The sequence below is a fragment of the Streptomyces sp. NPDC046915 genome (assembly GCF_040644935.1).
Lineage (GTDB): Bacteria > Actinomycetota > Actinomycetes > Streptomycetales > Streptomycetaceae > Streptomyces.
Genome location: NZ_JBEYXB010000014.1, coordinates 62294 through 85407 on the forward strand (window position 1 = coordinate 62294; position 23114 = coordinate 85407).

18 protein-coding genes are annotated in these 23114 nt (G+C 70.0%); 9 read left to right on the forward strand and 9 right to left on the reverse strand.

Annotated features, from left to right (window positions below; translation table 11 throughout):
- The first annotated feature begins 179 nt into the window (after nucleotides 1-179).
- On the forward strand, nucleotides 180-2249 hold the full coding sequence (locus ABZ915_RS31575; protein WP_361810299.1) for a carbohydrate-binding module family 20 domain-containing protein: 2070 nt from the start codon (nucleotides 180-182) through the stop codon (nucleotides 2247-2249).
- A 10-nt stretch (nucleotides 2250-2259) separates the two neighbouring features.
- On the opposite strand, the gene ABZ915_RS31580 is transcribed toward ABZ915_RS31575, so the two are convergent.
- The 5 genes from ABZ915_RS31580 to ABZ915_RS31600 all read right to left on the reverse strand — a co-directional run bounded on the left by ABZ915_RS31580 (nucleotide 2260) and on the right by ABZ915_RS31600 (nucleotide 8977).
- Nucleotides 2260-3636: an alpha-amylase family protein gene (locus ABZ915_RS31580; RefSeq protein ID WP_361810301.1), complete on the reverse strand. Its 1377-nt coding sequence runs from the start codon at nucleotides 3634-3636 to the stop codon at nucleotides 2260-2262.
- A gap of 134 nt (nucleotides 3637-3770) precedes the next feature.
- Nucleotides 3771-5516, reverse strand: a complete 1746-nt coding sequence (locus tag ABZ915_RS31585; protein ID WP_361810303.1) for a glycoside hydrolase family 13 protein — start codon at nucleotides 5514-5516, stop codon at nucleotides 3771-3773.
- 146 nt (nucleotides 5517-5662) lie between these two features.
- Complete coding sequence (locus ABZ915_RS31590) at nucleotides 5663-6568, reverse strand: ABC transporter permease subunit (protein ID WP_361810305.1); 906 nt, start codon at nucleotides 6566-6568, stop codon at nucleotides 5663-5665.
- A gap of 19 nt (nucleotides 6569-6587) precedes the next feature.
- Nucleotides 6588-7592: a sugar ABC transporter permease gene (locus tag ABZ915_RS31595; RefSeq protein ID WP_361810307.1), complete on the reverse strand. Its 1005-nt coding sequence runs from the start codon at nucleotides 7590-7592 to the stop codon at nucleotides 6588-6590.
- Nucleotides 7593-7702: 110 nt separating this feature from the next.
- The gene (locus ABZ915_RS31600; RefSeq protein ID WP_361810309.1) at nucleotides 7703-8977 is read right to left on the reverse strand and encodes an extracellular solute-binding protein; all 1275 of its coding nucleotides are present in this window, start codon (nucleotides 8975-8977) and stop codon (nucleotides 7703-7705) included.
- 406 nt (nucleotides 8978-9383) lie between these two features.
- Between ABZ915_RS31600 and ABZ915_RS31605 the strand changes: the two genes are divergently transcribed.
- Complete coding sequence (locus ABZ915_RS31605; RefSeq protein WP_361810311.1) at nucleotides 9384-10436, forward strand: LacI family DNA-binding transcriptional regulator; 1053 nt, start codon at nucleotides 9384-9386, stop codon at nucleotides 10434-10436.
- Nucleotides 10437-10504: 68 nt separating this feature from the next.
- Nucleotides 10505-11362 (forward strand): phosphatase PAP2 family protein, encoded by an 858-nt coding sequence (locus tag ABZ915_RS31610; protein WP_361810313.1) that lies wholly within the window; start codon nucleotides 10505-10507, stop codon nucleotides 11360-11362.
- Between the two features lie 61 nt (nucleotides 11363-11423).
- Here ABZ915_RS31610 and ABZ915_RS31615 read toward each other — a convergent pair whose 3' ends face one another.
- On the reverse strand, nucleotides 11424-14420 hold the full coding sequence (locus tag ABZ915_RS31615) for a bifunctional [glutamine synthetase] adenylyltransferase/[glutamine synthetase]-adenylyl-L-tyrosine phosphorylase (RefSeq protein ID WP_361810315.1): 2997 nt from the start codon (nucleotides 14418-14420) through the stop codon (nucleotides 11424-11426).
- 596 nt (nucleotides 14421-15016) lie between these two features.
- On the opposite strand from ABZ915_RS31615, the gene ABZ915_RS31620 reads away from it, so the two are divergent.
- The 6 genes from ABZ915_RS31620 to ABZ915_RS31645 all read left to right on the forward strand — a co-directional run bounded on the left by ABZ915_RS31620 (nucleotide 15017) and on the right by ABZ915_RS31645 (nucleotide 20243).
- A complete protein-coding gene (locus ABZ915_RS31620; RefSeq protein ID WP_361810317.1) occupies nucleotides 15017-15913 on the forward strand; it encodes an alkaline phosphatase family protein in 897 nt (298 codons plus the stop codon).
- Nucleotide 15914: 1 nt separating this feature from the next.
- The gene (locus ABZ915_RS31625; RefSeq protein ID WP_361810319.1) at nucleotides 15915-17249 is read left to right on the forward strand and encodes an MFS transporter; all 1335 of its coding nucleotides are present in this window, start codon (nucleotides 15915-15917) and stop codon (nucleotides 17247-17249) included.
- A complete protein-coding gene (locus ABZ915_RS31630) occupies nucleotides 17246-18265 on the forward strand; it encodes a TolB-like translocation protein (protein ID WP_361810321.1) in 1020 nt (339 codons plus the stop codon). The genes ABZ915_RS31625 and ABZ915_RS31630 overlap by 4 nt, the downstream gene beginning before the upstream one ends.
- Before the next feature lie 116 nt (nucleotides 18266-18381).
- Nucleotides 18382-19257, forward strand: a complete 876-nt coding sequence (locus ABZ915_RS31635) for a helix-turn-helix transcriptional regulator (RefSeq protein ID WP_361810323.1) — start codon at nucleotides 18382-18384, stop codon at nucleotides 19255-19257.
- On the forward strand, nucleotides 19254-19451 hold the full coding sequence (locus tag ABZ915_RS31640) for a DUF397 domain-containing protein (RefSeq protein WP_361810325.1): 198 nt from the start codon (nucleotides 19254-19256) through the stop codon (nucleotides 19449-19451). Before ABZ915_RS31635 ends, ABZ915_RS31640 begins: the two co-directional genes overlap by 4 nt.
- A 39-nt stretch (nucleotides 19452-19490) precedes the next feature.
- Nucleotides 19491-20243 (forward strand): hypothetical protein, encoded by a 753-nt coding sequence (locus tag ABZ915_RS31645; RefSeq protein WP_361810327.1) that lies wholly within the window; start codon nucleotides 19491-19493, stop codon nucleotides 20241-20243.
- 10 nt (nucleotides 20244-20253) lie between these two features.
- Here the strand turns inward: ABZ915_RS31645 and ABZ915_RS31650 are convergent, their stop codons facing one another.
- From ABZ915_RS31650 to glnA, 3 genes are all read right to left on the reverse strand, one after another.
- Complete coding sequence (locus ABZ915_RS31650) at nucleotides 20254-20418, reverse strand: hypothetical protein (protein WP_361810329.1); 165 nt, start codon at nucleotides 20416-20418, stop codon at nucleotides 20254-20256.
- A gap of 428 nt (nucleotides 20419-20846) precedes the next feature.
- Nucleotides 20847-21440 (reverse strand): hypothetical protein, encoded by a 594-nt coding sequence (locus tag ABZ915_RS31655; RefSeq protein WP_361810331.1) that lies wholly within the window; start codon nucleotides 21438-21440, stop codon nucleotides 20847-20849.
- Between the two features lie 298 nt (nucleotides 21441-21738).
- Nucleotides 21739-23100, reverse strand: coding sequence for a type I glutamate--ammonia ligase (gene glnA / locus ABZ915_RS31660; protein ID WP_361810333.1), 1362 nt, complete (start codon nucleotides 23098-23100; stop codon nucleotides 21739-21741).
- Between the last annotated feature and the right edge of the window lie 14 nt (nucleotides 23101-23114).

Below are 23114 nucleotides of genomic sequence, written 5' to 3' on the forward strand. Positions count from 1 at the left end.
ACTCCTAGCGATAGCGGCTCTCTTGGGTCCGACCCCGCGCGACCGTACCGCTGACGAAAGGTTTACAGCAAGACCCTTGAAATTCATAGCAAGAAGTTTCAGCGTCAATCTTGACGTGCCCTTCTCAACTCCCTCACGCTCACGGGTTGTTGACCCCGTCACTTCTTTCGGAGCCGCACATGAGCAGACACCGACCCCCGGGTGTCGTGCGCCGCACCGCGACCGCCGCGGTCGCGGGCGCCCTCGCGCTGGCCGGAGCCGTAGCGCTGCCGGCGACACCCGCACAGGCGGACACCACCGCCAAAGGCGACGTCATCGCCAACCTGTGGGAGTGGAACTGGGACTCGATCGCCTCGGAGTGCACCGACGTGCTGGGCCCGGCGGGCTACGGCGCGGTGCAGGTGGCCCCGCCGGCCGAGTCCCTGAAGCAGTCCAGCTACTACTGGTGGGACGTCTACCAGCCGTACTCGTACAACCTCGACAGCCGCTTCGGTACGGCGGCGAAGTTCGCCTCGATGGTGACCGCCTGCCACAAGGCCGGCGTGAAGGTCTACACGGACGCGGTGATCAACCACACGGCCGCGCAGACCGGCACCGGCTACAACGGCACCACGATCACCAGCAAGTACGACACCCCGGAGTGGGACCGGGCGAACTACCACGACTCGTCGGACTGCCCGACCTCCGACCTGACGATCCAGGACTACTCGAACCTCACCCAGGTGCAGAACTGCGAGCTGCTGGGCCTGCCCGACCTCAAGACGGGTACGGACACCGTCCGCACCGGCATCGCGGGCTTCCTGAACTCCCAGCTGGCCCTGGGCGTCGACGGCTTCCGCGTGGACGCGGCCAAGCACATCCCCGAGGCCGACCTGGCGGCGATCGAGTCCAAGCTGACGAGCACCACGTCCGGCTCGGCCCCGTACGTCTTCCAGGAGATCTACCCGGGCTCGACCCCGCAGCCCTCGGACTACTACGCCTCGGGTGACGTCCTGGACTTCACCTACGCCAGCAGGCTGAAGTCGGCGTTCCAGGGCAACGTGAGCGACCTGGAGTCGCTGTCCTCCTCCGGGATCCTGCCCGCCGCCAACTCGGTGTCCTTCGTGACCAACCACGACACCGAGCGCAACGGCCTGCACATGAGCTACAAGGACGGCGACACCTACAGGCTCGCCAACCTCTTCGAGCTGGCCTACAAGTGGGCGACCCCGACGGTGTACGCCAGCTGGGAGTGGACCCAGAGCGACCAGGCGCCGCCGAACTCCTCGGGCTTCGTGACGAACACGGACTGCTCCGGTGGCTCCTGGTACTGCCTCGACCGCGACACGGCGGTCGTCGGCATGGTGGCCTGGCACAACGCCGCCGACACGGCCGCGGTCTCGAACTGGCAGACCAAGTCGTCCTCCGTGATCGGCTTCGGCCGCGGCGGTGCCGGGTTCTTCGCCCTGAACAACGGCACGAGCGGCGCGACCTACACGTTCAGCACGGGGATGGCCGACGGCACGTACAAGAACGTGATCGACGGCGGGAGGACGACGGTGACCGTCTCCGGCGGCAGCGCGTCGGTCACCGTCCCCGCGAAGGACGCGGTCGCCTTCTACAACTCCTCCTACACCTGCACGGTGGGCTGCGGTGACCCGGGCGGCGGCTCCGGCGACACGGTGAACGCGACGTTCGACGAGTACGCGCCGACGGCCTCCGGCACGAACGTCTACGTCGTCGGGTCGATCGCGGCGCTGGGCTCCTGGGACACGTCCAAGGCCGTCAAGCTGTCCTCGTCCGGCTACCCGATCTGGTCGGGGGAGGTGAGCGTGCCGGTCAACACCTCGTTCGAGTTCAAGTACATCAAGAAGGACGGTTCAGGCAATGTGACCTGGGAGTCGAACGCCAACCGCACGGCCACCGCGGCCACGTCGGCGCTCTCGCTGAACAACTCCTGGAACGTGGCCGGCGCCGACGCCACCGACGTCACCTTCAACGAGACCGCCACGACCGACTGGGGCACCAACGTCTACGTCGTGGGCTCCGTCCCCTCCCTCGGCTCCTGGAACACGGCCGACGCCATCCCGCTCTCCTCGGCGTCCTACCCGACCTGGAGCAAGCCGGTCATCGTCCCCAAGAGCACGGCCTTCACCTACAAGTACGTCAAGAAGGACGGCTCCGGGAACGTGACCTGGGAGTCCGGGACGAACCGCTCGTACACGACGGGCAGTTCGTCCGGCTACACGACGAGCGACACCTGGAAGTAGGGCAGCGGGCTCAGCAGCCCGACTTCTCCGAATAGATCGCCAGCGCCGTGTTGGCGCCCAGGGTGGCGGTGAACTGCCCACTGGAGTTCACCGTCACCGTCGTGTTGTTCTGCACGTTGCAGTACGTCCCGGCGGACAGCGAGGTCTGGTACGTGCGGGTCAGCGAGCCGGACTCGTGGTTGATGGCCACATAGCCCTTGCTGCCGCGCCCGAAGGCGATCGCGTTGTTGCCGTCGTCCCACCAGTCGGTCATCGACTGGCCGCGGGTGGTGTTGCGGAAGGCCACCATGGACTTGATCTCCGGCCAGGCGTGCTGGCACTTCCAGCCGTCCTGCCAGCAGGCGTTCACCGTGCCGCCGTTGGGTGGGCCCGCGTCGGCGTCCGTCCACTCGTAGCCGGAGTTGATGTCCGGGGCGCCGTAGGGGTAGGCCAGCATGAAGACGTTGGCGAGGGTGTAGTTGGCGCCGTCCTTGTAGTCCAGGGTGGAGCCGTTGCGCTCGGTGTCGTGGTTGTCGACGAAGACACCGGCGCCCGAGCTGCTCATGTAGCCCCAGCCCTCGCCGTAGTTCTTCAGGTAGGCGAGCTTCTCGTTGTTGAAGACGCGCTTGAGGTCGTAGGCGTAGCGGAACTCCTGGACGTCGCCGTTCCCGGTGTACTCGGTGGGCTGGACGGCCTCGTTCGCGCCGTAGATGACCTCCTGCTTCCAGTAGGCGGAAGGATTCGTCAGACGGGACTTGATGTTGGCCAGGTCCTCCGCCGGGATGTGCTTGGCCGCGTCGATGCGGAAGCCGTCCACGCCCAGCGTGAGCAGGTCGTTCATATAGCCGGCGATCGTCTTGCGGACGTACTCCTCGCCCGTGTCCAGGTCGGCCAGGCCGACGAGTTCGCAGTGCTGGACGTTCCAGCGGTCGGCGTAGTCGGTCACCTGGGAGGTGCAGTCGTCGAAGTCGTAGCTCGAATACAGGCCCGGGTAGTCGTACTTCGTGTACGAGGAGCCGCCCGTGCCGGTGCCCGAGCCCGCCGACATGTGGTTGATCACCGTGTCGACCACGACCTTCACACCGGCCGCGTGGCAGGTGTCGACCATGCTCTTGAAGGCGGTGCGGTCGCCGAGGCGGCCCGCGATCTTGTACGACACCGGCTGGTACGACGTCCACCACTGCGAGCCCTGTATGTGCTCGGCGGGCGGGGAGACCTGGACGTAGCCGTAGCCGGCGGGGCCGAGGGTGCCGGTGCACTCCTTGGCGACCGAGGCGTACTTCCACTCGAAGAGGACGGCGGTGACGTCCTTGGTGCCGGGCGGGGAGGCCTGCGCGGTAGTCGGGTACATGCCAACCGTAACGGCGGCTGCGAGGGCGAGCCCCGCGGGGAGGGTTCTGCGTGCCATGTGGGGGTCCTTCGTCGTTGAAGGCGCTTGCTGCAATGTTTCAGCAAACTTGCGGTGACGCAGATGTTAAAGGCCCGCTGTCTGAAAGACAGCGGGCCGTTGTGAAGTTGATGCAAGAACTTTCAGACGGGCCCTCAGTCCGCCGTCGTCCACCAGACGGTGGTGTCGGCCGGCACCTTCGCCTCGCCGCCGGCCTCGGTCACCTCACCGCTGGTGAGCAGCACCCTGCCGTACGCCGGGGTCGTCACCGCCTCCCCCGTGGTGTTCGCGACGCACACGAACTCCCCGCGCCGGAAGGCGAGGACGCCCTCGGGGGCGCGCAGCCACTCCACCGCTTCGCCCGCGCCGAGCGCGGGGTGGTCCCGGCGGGTGGCGAGCGCGGCGCGGTACAGCTCCAGCGTCGAGCCCGGCGCACCGGTCTGCGCCTCGACGCTCAGCTCCCCCCAGCTCGACGGCTGGGGAAGCCAGCTGCCGCCGCTGCCGAAGCCGTACGAGGATCCCGTGCGGGTCCACGGGATCGGCACCCGGCAGCCGTCGCGGAAGCCGTCCTGGCCGGCGCCCCGGAAGTACGCCGGGTCCTGGCGCACCTCGTCGGGCAGGTCGACGACATCGGGCAGACCGAGCTCCTCGCCCTGGTAGATGTACGCCGAGCCGGGCAGGGCGAGCATCAGCAGGGTGGCCGCGCGCGCCCTGCGCAGGCCCAGCGCGCGGTCGCCGGCCGTGCGGATCTGGGTGCCGAGTCCGGGCGGGTTGGCGAAGCGGGTGGCGTGCCGGGTGACGTCGTGGTTGGAGAGGACCCAGGTGGCGGGGGCGCCGACCGGGCGCATCGCCTCCAGGGTGCGGTCGATGACCGTACGCAGCTCCCTCGCGTCCCACTCGGTGGAGAGGTACTGGAAGTTGAAGGCCTGGTGGAGTTCGTCGGGCCGGACGTAGTTCGCGGTGCGCTCGACGGTCGGGGTCCAGGCCTCGGCGACGAAGATCCGCCCACCCGTCTCCCACCACCGCCCTTCTGACGAAGGCCCTTCGGGCCCCTTTTTATTCGAGTACTCGTCGAGGATCAGCCGCCACTGCCGGTAGATCTCGTGCACGCCGTCCTGGTCGAAGAACGGCATGACATCGTTGCCCAGCAGTTTCAGCTGGTCGTGGGAGCCGAGGTCGGGCAGGCCGTCGGCCTTGACCAGGCCGTGCGCCACGTCGATGCGGAAGCCGTCGACGCCCATGTCCAGCCAGAAGCGGAGGATCGAGCGGAACTCGTCCCCCACCGCCGGGTGTTCCCAGTCGAAGTCGGGCTGCTCGGGGGCGAAGAGGTGCAGGTACCACTCCCCGGGCGAGCCGTCCGGTTCGGTCACCCGCGTCCAGGCGGGGCCGCCGAAGATCGACTCCCAGTCGTTGGGGGGCAGCTCGCCGTTCTCCCCCTTGCCGGGGCGGAAGTGGTAACGCTCCCGCAGCGGCGAGCCGGGACCCTCGGCGAGCGCCCGCTTGAACCACTCGTGCTGGTCGGAGGAGTGGTTGGGCACGAGGTCGACGATGACCCTGAGGCCGTGCCCGTGGGCGTCGCGGATCAGGGCGTCGGCGTCCAGCAGGTTGCCGAACATCGGGTCGACGGCGCGGTAGTCGGCCACGTCGTAGCCGGCGTCGGCCTGCGGCGAGGCGTAGAACGGGCTGAGCCAGACGGCGTCCACGCCCAGGTCGCGCAGATGGGCGAGTCTGGAGCGCACGCCCTCCAGGTCGCCCATGCCGTCGCCGTTGCTGTCGGCGAAGCTGCGCGGATAGACCTGGTAGATCACCGCGTCCCGCCACCAGTCGCGGCGCGGGGCGACGGTGGCGACAGCTGACTCGGAAACGGGGCTCGGTGCCGGGTCGGCGGAGTGCTGGCTCATGGCGTCCTTGTGCGTCCTTGTGCGTAACAGGGTCATGGGGTTTCTGGGGTGCGCTGATGAGGCGGCCGCGGTGCCGGCGGGGTCGGATGGGCACCGCGGCCGCCACCCGCGCGGACAGGCGCGCGGGAGCCCTTGTGCGGCGGGATTCAGCCCTTGGTGCCGCCGGCGGTGAGGCCGGTCACCAGGTTTTTCTGGACAAGGTAGAAGAACACGGACACGGGTATCGCGATCAACACCGCGGTGGCGGCCATGTAGTTCCACTGTGCGTCGTGCTCGCTGACGAAGCTCTGGAGGCCGACGGCGAAGGTGTACTTGGAGTCGTCCAGCATGAAGGTGGTCGCGAACGCCACCTCGCCGACGGCCGTGATGAAGTTGTAGAAGGCCGCGACGGCCAGTCCCGGGCGGGCCAGCGGCAGGATCAGCCGGGCGAACGTGCCGAAGGGGGTGAGGCCGTCCACCCGGCCCGCCTCGTCGATCTCGAAGGGGATGGTGTCGAAGTACCCCTTGAGCAGCCAGGCGCTGTACGGCACGGCGGTGGTGCAGTTGATGACGATCAGGGCCCAGTAGGTGTCGATGAGACCGAGCTCGCTGAAGATCTCGTACATCGGCACGATCAGGATGGCGATCGGGAAGGCCTGGGTGAGCAGCAGCACCCACATCAGCGACTTGTAGCCGGGGAAGCGCATGCGCGAGACGGCGTAGCCGGTGGTGGCGGCGACGAAGACGCCGATCAGGGTGGTGCCGAGCGCCACGATCATCGTCGACTTGAACCAGTCGAAGAAGGCGGTGTGCTGGAGCACGAAGCTGTAGTTGGAGAAGGTCAGGTGGCCCAGGATCTTGCTCGGGTGCAGGTAGTCGTCCTTGTCCGGGCCGAGGGACAGGAAGATCAGCCAGGCCACCGGCGCGAGCGCGATGAGGCTCGCGAGGGCGAGGCCGGCGTGCAGGAGGGCGGCGCCGAGCGGGCCGCGTTCGCCCCGCCGGCGGGTGCGGCGCGGGGACTGCGCGGTCGGGGCGGGCCCGGCCTCGGTCTTCTCCAGGGTCGTGGTGCTCATGGCGGCGGCTCCTGCGGCGTCAGACGGCGAGCTGGTCATTGCGCTTCAGCCAGCGGAAGTAGAAGGAGGTGAAGACGGTGAGGACCGACAGCAGCAGCACGCCGTACGCGGCGGACTGGGCGAAGTCGCGCGGCTGCTGTCCGAAGCCCAGGTAGTAGGCCCAGGTCACGAGGATCTGGGCGTCGGGCGCGCCGGTGGGGCCGAACAGCAGGAAGATGATGGCGAACTGGTTGAAGGTCCAGATGATGCCGAGGAGTACGACGGTGGAGCTGACGGACCTCAGACCCGGCAGCGTGACGTACCGGAACCGCTGCCAGGCGCTCGCCCCGTCCATCTCGGCGGCCTCGTAGAGCGTGGAGTCGATGGACTGGAGGCCGCCGAGCAGCGAGAGCATCATGAACGGCACACCGCACCAGGTGTTGACCATGATCGCGGCGAACCGCTGCCAGAAGGTGTCCTCCAGCCACTGCGGCTCGGGCAGGTGGAGCGAATGGAGGACCTGGTTGAGCACTCCGGAGTCGGAGAGCATGATCCGCCAGGAGAAGACGGTGACGAAGGTCGGCACGGCCCAGGGCAGGACCAGCAGCAGCCGGTAGACGACACGGCCGCGCAGCTTCTCGTTGAGCATGAGCGCGAGGCCCAGGCCGATGGTGTAGTGCAGGGCCACACAGGCGGCCGTCCAGACGACGGTCCACAGGAAGTGCGACCAGAACCGGTCGTACGACAACGGGCCGAACAGGATGTCCTTGTAGTTGTCGATCCCGATGAACTTGTACGTGGCGTCGATGTGGTTGACGCCGATGGTGCGCGCCGAGTTGAGGCTGTTGGCGTCGGTCAGGGTGAGGTAGAAGCCGCGCAGCAGCGGATAGCCCACGATCACGCCGAGCACCACGACGACCGGCGTGATCATCGCATAGGCGTACCAGTGTTTCTGGAATCCGTTCTTGATGCGCCGGCCCAGGCCGGGCCGCGGCGCGCGGTCACCGCGGCGCTCGCCGGTCGCGCGGTCGATGGCGACTGTCATGGTTCGACACCTTCAAGGAGATCAAGTCAGATCGGAGGGGCGGGCCTGGGCACAGGCCGGTGGCCGCCGGATCCTTCCCCCCTCAGGGAGGACCCGGCGGCCACGCGGGCTCACTTGCTGAAGTCGGGCACCAGCTTGCTGATGGCGACCTCGGCGTTGCTCAGGCCCTTGTCCAGCGATTCCTTGCCGCCGGCGACCTTGGGCAACTCGATGTCCAGCGGACCCCACAGGGAGCTGTACTCGGGCAGCGCCGGGCGCGGCTGGGCGGCGGCCAGGACGCCCTGGTAGCCGGCGATACCGGGGTCGGCCTTGACCTGGGCGGTGTAGGCGTCGTCGCGGGTGGGCAGCGTGGAGTTCTTCAGGGCGATGGTCTCCTGGGACTTCGCCGAGGTCATGAAGTTGACGAACTTCAGCGCCGCCGCCTGGTGGGCCTTGTCCGAGCCGGCGTAGACCGAGAGGTTGTGGCCGCCGGTCGGGGCGCCCGCCTTGCCGGTGGAGCCGGCCGGGACGGTGGCGATGCCGAGGTTGGACTTGTCCTTGAAGGCCGAGCCCTTGTAGAAGTTCGTGATCTCCCAGGGGCCCTGGATGATCGCGGCGACCTTGCCGCTGACGAACGCGTCCTGGATGTGGGCGTAGGCGTCGGCGGTGGTGTCGGCCTTGTGCAGGCCCTGTCCCTTGAACGTGCTCAGCCAGGTGCCGTAGGCCTTCTTCGCGGCGGCGGAGTCGACGGTGATCTTCTTGGCGGAGGCGTCGACGGTGTCGGTGCCCTCGCCGTAGAGGAAGGTCTGGGCGTAGTAGGCCTGGGTGGAGCCCCAGTAGCCGTAGACCTTCTCCTTGGCGTCGATCTTGGACGCGTCGGCCTTCAGCTCGTCCCAGGTCTTGGGGGCCTCGGTGATGCCGGCCTTCTTGAACAGGGCCTTGTTGTAGACGAGCGCCAGGGTGTCGGTGACCAGCGGCACGCCGTAGGTCTTGCCGTCGTACTGGGCCTGGGTGATCAGGTTGGACTGGAACTTGTCCTTGTCCGCGAGCGCCTCGGTGCCGTCGAGCGGCAGGAAGTAGCTCTTCTTGGCGAAGGCGGGGGTCCAGCCGACCTCGGAGCGCAGCACGTCCGGGGCGCCCTTGGAGCCGGCGGCGGTGTCGAACTTGTTCTGCGCCTGGTCGAACTGGACGTTGACGTACTTGACCTTGATGTTCTTGTTGGCGGCCTCGAACTGCTTGATCAGGGCCTGGTACGTCGGTGCCTCATTGGTGGCGTTGGAGGTGTCCCACCAGGTGATGGTCACCGGGCCGTCCGACTTTCCGCTGTCGCTGTCGCTCCCGCCGCACGCCGTCGCCGTGAGGGCGAGGGACGCCACCAGCGCGGAGGCCGCTATGCCACGCCGCATGAGTTCTCCTTGAGGGTTAAGCCCGTGGAAGGCAGAGGGCGGTCCCGTCCGCCGCCTCCGCTGTCTTGCCGGTGCTGTCTTGCCGACCGCGCCGTTGCGTCCGCCGGGCGAGTGGGAACGTAACAGCGTTGTAAGCGTTGCGAAAGACCTTGCAGAAAAAAAGTGCAAGGGAACAGGTGGGTTACCGTGTCGTGACCAGTCCTCGACCGGCCCGCAACCGGGTTGCGGGGCCGATCAGCGGGCAGAGGGACACTTGTGCAAGACTCTGCAAGCTCTTGCTATTCGAGGCCGACCAGAAGGACGAGGGAGCGCGATGACGCAGCAACCGGCGGCGGGCCGTTCTACCGCCCGCGCACGGCGTCCGATCGGTGGGCAAGGCGATTCCCGGCCGGTACAGTCCACCCCTGTGACCACACGGCTTGCGGACATCGCTGCGCAGGCGGGGGTGAGCGAAGCGACCGTCAGCCGCGTCCTCAACGGCAAGCCTGGCGTCGCCGCCACCACCCGCCAGTCCGTGCTCGCCGCGCTGGACGTGCTCGGCTACGAGCGTCCGGTACGGCTGCGGCAGCGCAGCGAGGGCCTGGTGGGCCTGATCACCCCGGAGCTGGAGAACCCGATATTCCCCGCCCTCGCGCAGGTCATCGGCCAGGCGCTGACGCGGCAGGGCTACACGCCGGTGCTGGCCACGCAGACCCCGGGCGGGTCGACGGAGGACGAGCTGACCGAGATGCTGGTCGACCGGGGGGTCGCCGGGATCATCTACGTCTCCGGGCTGCACGCGGACACCACCGCCGACATGGAGCGCTACGAGCGGCTGCGGGCGCAGGGCGTGCCGTACGTGCTGGTCGACGGTTTCTCGCCGAAGGTGCAGGCGCCGTTCATCTCCCCCGACGACCGGGCGGCGATGACCCTGGCGGTGACGCACCTGGTCTCGCTGGGGCACACCCGGATCGGGCTGGCGCTCGGCCCGAAACGGTTCGTCCCGGTGCAGCGCAAGATCGAGGGCTTCGTGCGCGCCGTGCAGGACCAGCTGGGTCTGAGCGCGGCGGCCGTCGAGTCGGAGCTCGTGCAGCACTCCCTCTACACCCTGGAGGGCGGCCAGGCGGCCGCCGCCGCGCTGATCGGGCGGAACTGCACGGCCGTGGTCTGCGCCAGCGACATGATGGCCCTGGGTGCGATACGGGCGGCCCGGCAGCTCGGTCTGGAGGTCCCCCGGGACGTCTCGGTGGTGGGCTTCGACGACTCCCCGCTGATCGCGTTCACCGACCCGCCGCTGACCACCATCCGCAAGCCGGTCCCGGCGATGGGCCAGGCGGCGGTGCGCACGCTGCTGGAGGAGATCGGCGGGACGCCCGCACCGCACAGCGAGTTCGTGTTCATGCCGGAGCTGGTGGTGCGCGGTTCGACCGCTTCGGCCCCTGGGGACCGGAAACGTACCGGGATCGTACCCAGGGAGTAGAACGTGCGGCCCGAACCCGACCAAGGGATGATCGGGGCTTGAGGGCTTTTCTGGCAGACTTCGTTGCTATGGGTGACTCGACCGTGACAGAGCCGGAAGGTCGCGAGCAGACGGCCGTTCCGCACCCTGTCACGGATGAAGGGGGCTCCGGTGCGCTGCGCCGGCTGCGCACTCCGCGCCGCCCCCGTCTGTGGTTCGAGATCCTGCTGATCGCGGTGAGTTACTGGACGTACTCGCTCATCCGCAACGCGGTCCCCGAGCAGCGCGGTGACGCCCTGCGCAACGCCGACTGGGTCTGGCGGGCCGAGCACCACCTCGGGGTCGCCGTCGAGGAGTCGGTCAACCACACCGTGAACGCGGTGACATGGCTGATCGTGGGGATGAACTACTACTACGCGACCCTGCACTTCGTGGTGACGCTGGGTGTGCTGGTGTGGCTGTACCGCAGCCATCCGGGCCGGTACGCGGCGACCCGGATGGTGCTGTTCGCGACGACCGGCGTGGCCCTGCTCGGCTACTACCTGTTCCCGCTGGCCCCGCCCCGGCTGATGCGCGGCGGGCACTTCGTGGACACGGTGACCGTCCACCAGACCTGGGGGTCGATGGCCTCCGGCGACCTGAAGCACATGTCGAACCAGTACGCGGCGATGCCGTCGATGCACATCGGCTGGTCCCTGTGGTGCGGGCTGACGATCTTCGCGCTGGCGAGTGTGCCGTGGGTGCGGGTGGTGGGGCTGCTGTACCCGGCGTCGACACTGGTGGTGATCGTGGCCACCGCCAACCACTTCTGGCTCGACGCGGTCGGCGGCGTCCTGTGCCTGGCCTTCGGCTTCACGCTGGCGCGGCTGTGGTACGGAGCCCTGCCGTACGCCCTCCCCCGCCTGGTCCCGGCGAAGGGCACGGCGCTGCTGCCGAGCGAGGCGTAGACGCCGCGCGGACCGGGCGTGAGGGCCGGTCGGCCTGGCGCCCGTCCGGCGATGGTGGCTTTCAGTCCTGGTAGAACAGCTCCTCGACCACTCCCCGCGCCCTGCGGGTCGTGCGGCGGTAGGCGTCGAGCATGTCGCCGGCGTGACCTGGGCCGTAGCCGAGGTAGCGGCCGACGGCGGCGAGTTCGCGGGCGTCGGAGGGGAAGGTGTCGCCGGCCCGGCCGCGGACCAGCATGACGGCGTTGCGGACGCGGGTCGCGAGCACCCAGGCCTCGTCGAGGATCGCGGCGTCCTCGGCGGAGATGAGACCGGCGTCGCGGGCGGCGGCGAGGGCCTCGCGGGTGCGGGTGGTGCGCAGACCGGGCTCGCGCCGGCCGTGCCGCAGCTGGAGCAGCTGCACGGTCCACTCGACGTCGGACAGGCCGCCGGGGCCGAGCTTGGTGTGCAGCTTGGGGTCGGCGCCGCGCGGGAGGCGCTCGGACTCCATGCGGGCCTTCAGGCGGCGGATCTCGCGCACCGCCTCGTCGCCGAGGCCGCCATCCGGGTAGCGCAGCGGGTCGATCAGCTCGATGAAGCGGCGGGCCAGGTCCTCGTCCCCGGCGACCGGCTCGGCCCGCAGCAGGGCGTGCGACTCCCAGGTCAGGGACCAGCGGCGGTAGTAGGCCTCGTACGACTTCAGGGTGCGCACCAGCGGGCCGGACTTGCCCTCCGGGCGCAGGTCGGCGTCGATGAGCAGGGGCGGGTCGGCGCTGGGCAGCTGGAGCAGGCGGCGCATCTCGGCGACGACCTTGTTCGCGGCGTCGGCGGCCTCCCGTTCCTCCACGCCGTCCTGCGGCTCGTGCACGAAGAGCACGTCGGCGTCGGAGCCGTAGCCCAGTTCGTGGCCGCCGAAACGGCCCATGCCGATGATCGTGAAGCGGGTGGGCAGGGTGTCGCCCCAGCCGGCCCGGACCACCGCGCGCAGCGTGCCGGCGAGGGTGGCCGCGGTCAGGTCGGAGACGGCGCCGCCGACCCGGTCCACCAGGGCGCCCTGGTCGGCCTCGGCCGGGTTCGCCTCGGTCCCGTAGGAGTCGACGATGTCCGCGGCGGCCGTGCGGAACAGCTCGCGGCGGCGGACGCCACGGGCCGCGGTGACGCCCTGGGCGGCGTTCTCTGCGCGGCCGACGGCGGCGAGGATCTCCTGCTCCAGGTGGGCGCGCCCGCGCGGCTCCAGGCCGCCGCCGTCGCCGTCACCGAGCAGGGCGACGGCCTCGGGGGCGCGCATCAGCAGGTCGGGGGCGAGGCGCCCGGCCGACAGCACGCGGGCGACGTTCTCCGCCGCCGCGCCCTCGTCCCTGAGCAGCCGCAGGTACCAGGGGGTCTTGCCGAGCGCGTCGGAGACCTTGCGGAAGTTGAGCAGGCCCGCGTCGGGGTCGGCGGAGTCGGCGAACCAGCCGAGCAGTACGGGCAGCAGGGTGCGCTGGATGGCGGCCTTGCGGCTGACGCCGGAGGCGAGGGCCTCCAGGTGGCGCAGGGCGGCGGCCGGGTCGGCGTAGCCGAGGGCGACCAGGCGTTCGCGGGCCGCCTCCGGGCTGAGCCGGGCCTCGCCCGGGGCGAGCTGGGCGACGGCGTCGAGCAGGGGCCGGTAGAAGATCTTCTCGTGCAGACGGCGCACGACGGCGGCGTGCCGCTTCCACTCCCGGGTCAGCTCGGCCACCGGGTCGGCGCGCAGCCCGAGGGAGCGGCCCAGGCGGCGCACGTCGGCCTCGTCCTCGGGTACGAGGTGGGTGCGGCGCAGCCGGTACAGCTGAATCCGGTGCTCCATGGAGCGCAGGAAGCGGTAGGCCTCGTCGAGCTGCACGGCGTCCGCGCGGCCGACGTAGCCGCCGGCGGCGAGCGCCTGGAGGGCGTCGAGCGTGGTGCCGCTGCGCAGCGACGGGTCGGCGCGGCCGTGCACGAGTTGCAGCAGCTGCACGGCGAACTCGACGTCCCGCAGGCCGCCGGGACCCAGTTTCAGTTCGCGCTCGACCTCGGCGGCGGGGATGTTCTCCACCACCCGGCGGCGCATCTTCTGCACGTCGGCGACGAAGTTCTCGCGCTCGGCGGCCTTCCAGACCAGCGGCCCGACGGCGGCGACGTACTCCTTGCCCAGCTCCAGGTCCCCGGCCACCGGGCGGGCCTTGAGCAGGGCCTGGAACTCCCAGGTCTTGGCCCAGCGCTGGTAGTAGGCGAGATGGCTGCTCAGCGTCCGCACCAGCGGGCCGTTTCTGCCCTCGGGCCGGAGATTGGCGTCGACGGGCCAGATCGACCCCTCGACGGTCGTCTCGGAGCAGATCCGCATCATGTGCGAGGCGAGCCGGGTCGCGGACTTCAGGGCCTTGCTCTCGTCGGCCCCGTCGGCGGCCTCACCCACGAAGATCACATCGACATCGGAGACGTAGTTCAGCTCGTGCCCGCCGCACTTGCCCATCGCGATCACCGCGAGCCGGCACGCGGCGGCGTCGTCGGGCGCGGCGGCCTCCGCCAGGGCGAGGGCGGCACGCAGGGTGGCGGTGGCGAGGTCGGCGAGTTCGGCGGCGGTCTCGGCGATGCCCGTCGTGCCGCACACGTCACGGGCGGCGATGGAGAGCAGACAGCGCCGGTAGGCGACGCGCAGCGAGACGAGATCACTGGCCTCCGCCAGCCCCCGTTCGAACTCCTCCACCCCGGGGTGCAGGTCCCGGGGCTCGTAGGTGACCAGCGCCTCCCAGTCCCGCGGGTGCCGGGCCAGGTGGTCGGCCAGGGCGGCGGACGCGCCGAGCACGCCCAGCAGACGGTCGCGCAGCGGCTTGGCGGCTATCACCGTGTCCAGCAGCTCCCGGCGGGCGGTGGCCCCCGGCTGCGCCTCGAGCAGCCGTACGAGCCCCAGCAGCGCGAGATCGGGGTCGGCGGTCGCGCCCAGCGCCTCCAGCAGGACCGGGTCGTCCCGTACGGGCACCAGCTCGGCGCTGTCCAGCAGCCGCTCGGCGGCCGACGGATCAGTGAAACCGTGCCGCAGCAGCCGAGTGAAGGTACTGCTCCTGCGTCCCGGCCCCGTCATCCCCGGCCTCCCTCGGCTCACGCTCGTACTGGCCAGAGCCTAACCGCAACCCACATCCCTCGGCCCTACCAGCCCGGACGCAACCTCACCGGGTTACAGGGAGCACATTCCCTGACGGGGTGCAGGGGCACGGCCCCGCCTGGGGTTCGGGGGCGGAGGCCCCAGGGTTTCGGGGGCGCAGCCCCGCACCTCCGCACCCCGGCACCCCCGCAGCCCCGCAGCCCCGCAGCCCCGCAGCCCCGCGGGGATCAGGGGGCGCAGCCCCCGGCGGGGTGCAGGGGCGGAGCCCCGCGGGGGTTCGGAGGCGGCAGCCCCCGGCGGGGTCGAAGGGGCGGAGCCCCTGGGGACGGGAATGGGTAGGGGCGGCGGGGGCGAGAGACGTTTGGGGCGGCCGCGTGCGCGTCGGGTGCCCCGTCAGCAGAAGGACGCGGGCCCCGCCATGGACGCGTTGGGCGCCCGGGAGCGTGTGGGGCGGGGTCACGGCAGTAGTTCACTCGATCTTCACTCGCCGTGCTGAGTGCCGTGACGCGGGGTAATGTTGGCGTGCGCATGCTCTGTCCGCACCGCCAGCCCCGCTCCCCCCTCCGGAGGTTGATGTGTCCGGCAGTTCTGCCAAGTCCGCGTACCGCCGTGCCCGCACCGCCGTGGCGTCGGCAACCGCCTTCACCGCGGCCGCGATCGGGCTGTGGACCGGTCTCGGCGGCGGCTCCGCGCACGCCGCGAGCGCCGTACCGACCCCCGACCACGTGATCGTCGTGGTCATGGAGAACCACGCCTACAACCAGGTCATCGGCTCCTCCAGCGCCCCGTACATCAACTCGCTCAAGACGGGCGGCGCAAACCTCACCCAGTCCTACGCCATCACCCACCCGAGCCAGCCGAACTACTTCGCCCTCTTCTCCGGCTCCACCCAGGGCATCACCGACGACAGCTGCTACACCCCCGGCTTCTCCTCGGCCGCCAACCTGGCCTCCGAGCAGCTCGCCGCGGGCCGCACCTGGGCCAGCTACAACGAGACCCTGCCCAGCCAGGGCTCGACCACGTGCAGCAGCGGCAACTACGCGCGCAAGCACAACCCCTGGTTCGGCTTCAGCAACGTACCCACCTCGTCGGCCAAGACCTTCGCGCAGTTCCCGACCGACTACTCCACCCTCCCCCAGCTGTCCTTCGTGGTCCCGAACCTGTGCAGCGACATGCACGACTGCTCGGTCTCCACCGGCGACACCTGGCTGAAGAACAACCTGGGCGCCTACGCCACCTGGGCCAAGACCCACAACAGCCTCCTGGTCGTCACCTTCGACGAGGACAACCGGCTCAGCGGCAACCGCATCCCGACCGTCCTGTACGGCCAGCCGGTGACGGCCGGGTCGTCGTCCGCCACCACGTACAACCACTACGACCTGCTGCGCACCCTGGAGGACACCCAGGGCCTGACCTCGCACGCGGGCAACGCCGCCTCGGCCAAGGACATCACCGGAATCTGGGCGTCCTGAGGTGTACGTAGCGGACAGCCGCGCGAGCTCCCCCACGCGCGACAGCGCTCGCGCGGGGGGACCCCCATCCGGCGCGCCGGCGTCCGCGAACGGCGCCGCCCGGCCAGAAGCCGGGCGGCGCCGTGCCGCGGTCGCCCCCACGGTGCTCGCGCTGGGCACGGTCAGCCTGGTCACCGACGTGTCGTCCGAGATGGTCACCGCGGTGCTGCCGCTGTACCTGGTGACGGGCCTCGGCCTCTCCCCGCTGGGCTTCGGTCTCCTGGACGGCATCTACAACGGCTTCTCGGCGCTCGTCCGGCTGGCCGGGGGCCACCTCGCCGACCGGGGCGGGGGCAGCCACAAGTGGGTGGCGGGGCTCGGCTACGGCATCTCGGCGCTGTGCAAGCCGCTGCTTCTGCTCGCCCACACCCTCACCCCCATCGGCCTGGTGCTCGCCGCCGACCGCACCGGCAAGGGCCTGCGCACGGCCCCCCGCGACGCGCTGATCTCCCTCTCGTCCACGCCGGAGACGCGCGGCCGGGCCTTCGGTGTGCACCGCGCGATGGACACGGCGGGCGCGCTGCTCGGCCCGCTGGTCGCCTTCCTGATCCTGCGGGCGACGGTGGACGGCTACGACGCGGTGTTCACGGTGAGCTCCTGCGTGGCGGTGCTGGGCGTCCTGGTGCTGGTGCTGTTCGTACCGGGAAGCAGGAACCGAGCGGCCCCGGCCGAGCGCCCCACCCTGCGCGCCGCCCTCGCCCTCCTCCGCCACCGCGACCTGCGCCGCATCACGGTGTGCGCCCTGCTGCTGGGCCTGGCCACGGTCAGCGACTCCTTCGTCTACCTGCTGCTCCAGCGCAGGCTCGGCGTCACCGACCGCTGGTTCGCGCTGCTCCCGCTGGGCACGGCGGCGGCGTTCCTGCTGCTGGCGGTGCCGCTGGGCCGGCTCGCGGACCGGGTGGGCCGCTGGCGGATCTTCCTGGCGGGCCACGGCGCGCTGCTCCTCGCGTACGCGCTGCTGCTCACGTCGTGGCACGGCACGGTGCTGCCGTACGCGGTCCTCACGCTGCACGGCGCGTTCTACGCGGCCACCGACGGCGTCCTCATGGCGGCGGCCTCGGACAGCGTCCCGGAGGCCCTGCGCTCCTCGGGCCTGGCCCTGGTCCAGACGGGCCAGGCACTGACCCGTTTCGCCTGCTCGCTGGGGTTCGGCGCGGCCTGGACGCTGTGGGGCGACCGTACGGCGCTGGCGACGGCGACGGCGGCCCTCGCGGTCTGCGCGGCGTTCTCCTTCACCCTCCGCCCGAACGCTCCTCGCCCGAACACTCCCCGCCCGAAAGGCACGACGACGGCATGACGGTACGGAACCGCGTCCTGGTACTGCTCCTCGCCCTCACCGTGCTGGCGGGGATCGCCGCGGCCTCCATCCTCCACGCGTCGGCGCGCGCGGACCGCCGCGACCACACGCAGGCGGGCGGCCCGAAGGTCACGTCCGGGACGGTGACCCTCACGCAGGCCGGCCGCATGGTGTTCCGCAACATGGCCTGGGGCCCGCACCGCGACGAGCTGACCACGGTCCCCGCGTCCGACCCGTCCGGCCCCCGCACCGCCTCGGGCGTCAAGTGCCTGCGCTTCTACGCCGCTTCCGGCACCGGCGTATGCCTCCAGGCGGTGCACGGCCCGGTCTCGGACACGTACCGGGCGGTGCTCCTGGACGCGCACCTGAAGGTGACGGCCCATTACGACGTACCAGGCATCCCGTCCCGGGCCAGGGTCTCGCCGTCCGGCCACTTCGCCGCCTGGACGGCGTTCGTCGGAGGCGACTCCTACGCCGGCACGAACTTCTCGACCCGCGCGGCGATCGTGGACACCCGCACGGGGAAGCTGACCCCGACCCTGGAGTCCTTCCGCATCCTCAAGGACGGCCACGCCTACCGGGCCTCCGACGTGAACTTCTGGGGCGTCACGTTCGCCGCCGACGACCGCACGTTCTACGCGACGCTGGCGACGAAGGGCAAGACGTACCTGGTCCGGGGCGACCTGAAGGCCCGCACGGTCACCACCCTCCACACCAACGTGGAATGCCCCTCCCTCTCCCCCGACGGCACTCGCATCGCCTACAAGAAGCGCGTCCCCGGCCTCTCCAAGGACGCCCCTTGGCGCCTGTACGTCCTGAACCTCCGCACCATGCGCGAGACCCCGCTCGCCGAGACCCGCAGCGTGGACGACCAGGCGGTGTGGCGCGACGACCACACGATCGTGTACGCCCTGCCCGGCGACTACGGCGCCGACCTGTACGAGATGCCCGCGGACGGCACGGGCGAGCCGCGCCGCATCGACACGGCGGCGGTGTCCCCGGCCTACGTGGGGTGAGGCCGGGGCCGGTGTCACCCGATGGCGTGCAAGAGGTCCGTTCACGTCACCGGGGGCCTCCCCGCTACCTAGCGTGAGCTACGTCGCGATACGACGCGTACGGCGGAGGGGTGCGGATGTCGGTGGACGGCGAGGCGGTACGGCTCAGGAGTGAGGCGGACGAGCCGGGCTGGGAGGTGGACCCGGACGACGAATGGGGTTTGGCCGTAGTAGCCACGGTAGGGCGGCAGTTGAAGCTGCGGCGGGAGGCCGTGGGGATGCGGGCGGCCGAGTTCGGGGCGGCGGTCGGGTACGGGGAGGACCTCGTCTACAAGATCGAGGGTGGGAAGCGGATCCCCCGGCCCGAGTACCTGGAGAAGGCGGACGAGGTACTGGGGGCGGGTGGACTGCTCGCCGCGATGAAGGAGGACGTGGCGAAGGTCCGGTATCCGAAGAGGGTGCGGGAGCTGGCGCAGCTGGAGTCCCAAGCGGTGGAGCTCCTCTCCTACGGCAGCCACAACCTGCACGGGCTCATGCAGACCGAGGAGTACGCACGCGCCCTGCTGGGCACGCGCCGGCCGGCACTGTCAGAGGATGAGCTGGAGCGGGCCGTCGCTGCCCGGATGGCCCGCAAGGCCATTTTCGAGCGGACTCCGACCCCGGAACTGAGCTTCGTACAGGAAGAAGTGACCCTGAGGCGGCCCGTCGGCGGCAGGATGGTGCTGCGCAGGCAGCTCGAACACCTCCTGGGCGTGGCGCAGTTGCGGCACGTCGAAGTCCAGGTGATGCCGACGTCTCGCGGGGACCACCCCGGTACGGGAGGGCGGATCCAGGTGCTCAAGTTCGGAGACGGCACAGCGGTCGGCCGAGCCGACGACGAGTTCGGCAGCCGTCCGGTCTCCGACCCCCGGCAGCTACGGATCCTCGAGCTGCGCTATGGCATCATCCGAGCCGAGGCGCTGACGGCACGAGAATCACTGGCCTTCATCGAACAAGTGCTGGGGGAGACATGAACCGTGATCTGACCTGGTTCAAGAGCAGCTACAGCGACAGCAGCAATCCCAGTGACTGCGTGGAAGTCGCCGTGACCCCTGGCACGGTTCACGTTCGCGACTCCAAGCATCCCCAGGGCCCCCGACTCACCGTGACGCCGGCCGCCTGGGCCGACTTCCTGCCCCTCACGGAAGACGGTCCTACGCTGGTGTAGGGGCCACCGCGGCACAGCCGACCTCGCGGGGTGATCAAGATGCTCGACTTGTCGGCCAGGTTGGCGGACCTCCCGGTGGTACGGGGCCGCGCCCCCTGGCCGGGCCACGAGTACGTCAACGGCTGGGGCGTGTTCGCGCTGCCCTTCGACTCCGGTCACGTGCTCGCGCTGCGCGTCTTCCCGGAGAACGACTTCAGCCCGTACAGCACGGTATGGCATCGCGACCCGGGCGGCAGCTGGTCGATCTACGTCGACGGGGCACGGCTGGACACCGCATGCCCCAGGTACTACGGCGCCGCGGCCGACCGCACGCGATACGCACACATACAGGTGACCTGGACCGGCCCGGCCTCCCTGCGGGTGACCATGGATGCTCCCTCTCTGGACTGGACCCTCACCGCCACCTCGACCCGGCTCCTGGACCTCCTGAACAGCGTCAGCGCGGCGCTGCCGCTCTCCACCTGGCGCAGTCCCGCCTGGCTCCGGGCACGGCAGCGACTGGCCCGCGCGCTGGGGATGGGCGACATGCGCTTCTCCGGTGTCATGCCGAGCGGCCATACCGGAACGGTCATGCCCCAGCGGATGTACTTCGTCGAAACCTCACGGCCCGTGCTCGACGGTGTCGACCTCGGGCGTCCGACCCACCTGCCCGACTGCCCCCGTATCGGAAACGCGGCCCTGCCGGCCCGCGGCGTCCTTGCCATCGGCCAGGCGGCCTGGGAGATCCGTGACCGCGCCGAGTACGAGCGCGCCCGCTCGTACTCCGCCGCGGACGGCCGCTTCGCCGAGTGAGAGCGCCGGGTCAGAGATCGTCCGGGAGGATCCGGAAGTGGGTGCCCGCCAACGGCCGGACGGCACGGAAGTCGCGAAGGCTCCGTCGGGCCGCGGCCCGCCCGGCTCGGACGGTGGCCACCTGGTGCACCTCGGTCAGCGCCGGGGGTGCGGCGGTGTCGGCGATGACGATCAAGCCGCGTGCCCCCGTTCCGACGTTCCCGCGCCTCGTAGCCCTTGGTCACCGCGGCCCGGACGTCCTCCCCGGCGACGGGCCCACCGAAATGGCATGTCTCCTCGTCGGAGACGAACAGCTCATCCCAGACCCGGTGCGCCAGGGCGATGCGGTGGATTCCCTCGCGGATCATCTCGGCCTCGGATCCGCGTGGACGTACGAATTGAGCTGTTGCGCTAGCTGTCCAGAGCAGCAAGCGCCCGCGTCACCAGCCCCCGTGCGCCGACGCCGTACACCGGGAGGCGTGTGATGCCGTCGAGCGGGCCCAGAGCGAGGTTGCTCGAGCGGGTTCAGGCGTCGAGCCGCTCTGCGAAAGTGGCTTCACCAGGCCGAGTCTCAGGGCAGTAGCTATCTTGTGGGACCGCGACACGGCGGCGCTGAGGCGTGTTTCAGTTCCGGTTGGCGTTGTCCGGACGGTAGAGCAGAACCCCGGGGTATGACTTCGCGCCGGATGTCTGGGAGACCGCCGCCTCATAGTCGGGCCAGCCGGCCGGATCGGCATATCCGGCTCGGCGGTAGTCATAGGCTCCATCGGCCCAACGGTTGTCGACGTAGACGACTGTGACCGAGCTGTCAGGAGACCGGTGCACAGCGGCGATCACCTGGGATTTGATGAGAACGAGGGTCTCCTCCCGGCTCATCACCCGCTCGCAGCCGCGCCGGTCCCGGCGCTGTCTCGCCGCACGCAGCGCGGCGGCCAGGAGAGTGACTGCCAGGTATGCAGCCAATACCGACCCGACGGCACCGTAACCGAACCGGATCGGCGCCGACCCGGCATCGGCGGCGAGCTCGAAGGCCAGCCAGACACCACCCGGCGCGGCGACGAAGGACACCACGAGCATGATCGGCGTGGAGGCCATCGCAATGATCTCGGTGCCGGACTTCCGGTGACGTGCCATCCGGACCAGGAGAATGTTGAGGGCGACCTGGGCTGTCACCGCTATCAGACACAGGCTGAGCAGGATGATCCGTAGGACGGTCATAAGCGGACCATATGAGGAGACGGCGACGGATTCATCCGCGGTCGTACTCAATTCCACGGGGCGCCAGAAGAGGTTCGACCAGCGCCCACAAGGCGTCGTCCACGATCCACGGTGGACTCCCCACACCTCACGAACGGCGGAATCGTCGTACTGGCCACGCCCGACCAGTGCACCGCAACAAAATCGAGTTACTGATCGCGTCGGCTGTCCCCCAGAACAGTGAGACACCGCGGGGCCGACGGTCATCGACCGTCGGCCCCGCGCGTCGCTCCAGCCGGAAAACCGCTGTGGCCTGCCCTTACAGCACCGGCAGGTTCTTCCGCAGCTCGAACGCCGTGACCTCGCTGCGGTACTCCTCCCACTCCGACTTCTTGTTACGGAGGAAGAAGTCGAAGACGTGTTCGCCGAGGGTCTCGGCGACCAGGTCGCTGTTCTCCATGAGGGTGAGGGCCTCGCCGAGGTTCTGCGGGAGGGGCTCGATGCCCATGGCGCGGCGCTCGGCGTTGGAGAGGGCCCAGACGTCGTCCTCGGCGCCGGGCGGGAGCTCGTAACCCTCCTCGATGCCCTTGAGGCCGGAGGCCAGGAGAAGGGCGTAGGCGAGGTAGGGGTTGGCGCCGGAGTCCAGGGAGCGGACCTCCACGCGCGCGGAGCCGGTCTTGCCGGGCTTGTACATGGGGACGCGGACCAGGGCCGAGCGGTTGTTGTGGCCCCAGCAGATGTAGGAGGGGGCCTCACCGCCGGCGCCCGCGGTGCGCTCGGAGCCGCCCCAGATGCGCTTGTAGGAGTTGACCCACTGGTTGGTGACCGCGGAGATCTCCGCCGCGTGCTTGAGCAGGCCCGCGATGAAGGAGCGGCCGACCTTGGAGAGCTGGTACTCCGCGCCGGACTCGTAGAACGCGTTGCGGTCGCCCTCGAAGAGCGAGAGGTGCGTGTGCATGCCGGAGCCCGGGTGCTCCGAGAACGGCTTCGGCATGAAGGTGGCCTGGACGCCCTGCTCCAGTGCCACCTGCTTCATGACCAGGCGGAACGTCATGATGTTGTCCGCCGTGGAGAGCGCGTCGGCGTAGCGGAGGTCGATCTCCTGCTGGCCCGGGGCGCCCTCGTGGTGGGAGAACTCCACCGAGATGCCCATCGACTCCAGCATGGTGATCGCCTGGCGGCGGAAGTCCATGCCGATGTTCTGCGGGGTGTGGTCGAAGTAGCCCGAGTTGTCGGCGGGCGTCGGGCGGGAGCCGTCGAGCGGGCGGTCCTTCAGCAGGAAGAACTCGATCTCGGGGTGGGTGTAGAAGGTGAAGCCCAGGTCGGAGGTGCGGGCGAGGGCGCGCTTGAGGACGTAGCGCGGGTCCGCGAAGGAGGGGGAGCCGTCCGGCATGAGGATGTCGCAGAACATGCGGGCGGTGCCGGGGGCCTCGGCGCGCCAGGGCAGGACCTGGAAGGTGGAGGGGTCCGGCTTGGCGATCATGTCGGACTCGTAGACCCGGGCGAAGCCCTCGATGGCGGAGCCGTCGAAGCCGATGCCCTCGTCGAAGGCCTGCTCCAGTTCGGCGGGGGCCACGGCCACGGACTTGAGGAAGCCCAGCACGTCCGTGAACCACAGGCGTACGAACCGGATGTCGCGCTCCTCCAAGGTCCGGAGCACGAACTCCTGCTGCTTGTCCATCTTCCGCTTCCCCA

Excerpts from the sequence above, each read along its gene's own strand:
- ABZ915_RS31600 (WP_361810309.1), bottom strand. The coding sequence starts at position 8,977 with ATGCGGCGTGGCATAGCGGCCTCCGCGCTGGTGGCGTCCCTCGCCCTC.
- ABZ915_RS31610 (WP_361810313.1), top strand. The coding sequence starts at position 10,505 with ATGGGTGACTCGACCGTGACAGAGCCGGAAGGTCGCGAGCAGACGGCC.
- ABZ915_RS31585 (WP_361810303.1), bottom strand. The coding sequence starts at position 5,516 with ATGAGCCAGCACTCCGCCGACCCGGCACCGAGCCCCGTTTCCGAGTCA.
- ABZ915_RS31630 (WP_361810321.1), top strand. The coding sequence starts at position 17,246 with ATGACGGTACGGAACCGCGTCCTGGTACTGCTCCTCGCCCTCACCGTG.
- ABZ915_RS31575 (WP_361810299.1), top strand. The coding sequence starts at position 180 with ATGAGCAGACACCGACCCCCGGGTGTCGTGCGCCGCACCGCGACCGCC.
- ABZ915_RS31590 (WP_361810305.1), bottom strand. The coding sequence starts at position 6,568 with ATGAGCACCACGACCCTGGAGAAGACCGAGGCCGGGCCCGCCCCGACC.
- ABZ915_RS31655 (WP_361810331.1), bottom strand. The coding sequence starts at position 21,440 with ATGACCGTCCTACGGATCATCCTGCTCAGCCTGTGTCTGATAGCGGTG.
- glnA (WP_361810333.1), bottom strand. The coding sequence starts at position 23,100 with ATGGACAAGCAGCAGGAGTTCGTGCTCCGGACCTTGGAGGAGCGCGAC.
- ABZ915_RS31645 (WP_361810327.1), top strand. The coding sequence starts at position 19,491 with ATGCTCGACTTGTCGGCCAGGTTGGCGGACCTCCCGGTGGTACGGGGC.
- ABZ915_RS31615 (WP_361810315.1), bottom strand. The coding sequence starts at position 14,420 with ATGACGGGGCCGGGACGCAGGAGCAGTACCTTCACTCGGCTGCTGCGG.
- ABZ915_RS31640 (WP_361810325.1), top strand. The coding sequence starts at position 19,254 with ATGAACCGTGATCTGACCTGGTTCAAGAGCAGCTACAGCGACAGCAGC.
- ABZ915_RS31635 (WP_361810323.1), top strand. The coding sequence starts at position 18,382 with ATGTCGGTGGACGGCGAGGCGGTACGGCTCAGGAGTGAGGCGGACGAG.
- ABZ915_RS31595 (WP_361810307.1), bottom strand. The coding sequence starts at position 7,592 with ATGACAGTCGCCATCGACCGCGCGACCGGCGAGCGCCGCGGTGACCGC.
- ABZ915_RS31580 (WP_361810301.1), bottom strand. The coding sequence starts at position 3,636 with ATGGCACGCAGAACCCTCCCCGCGGGGCTCGCCCTCGCAGCCGCCGTT.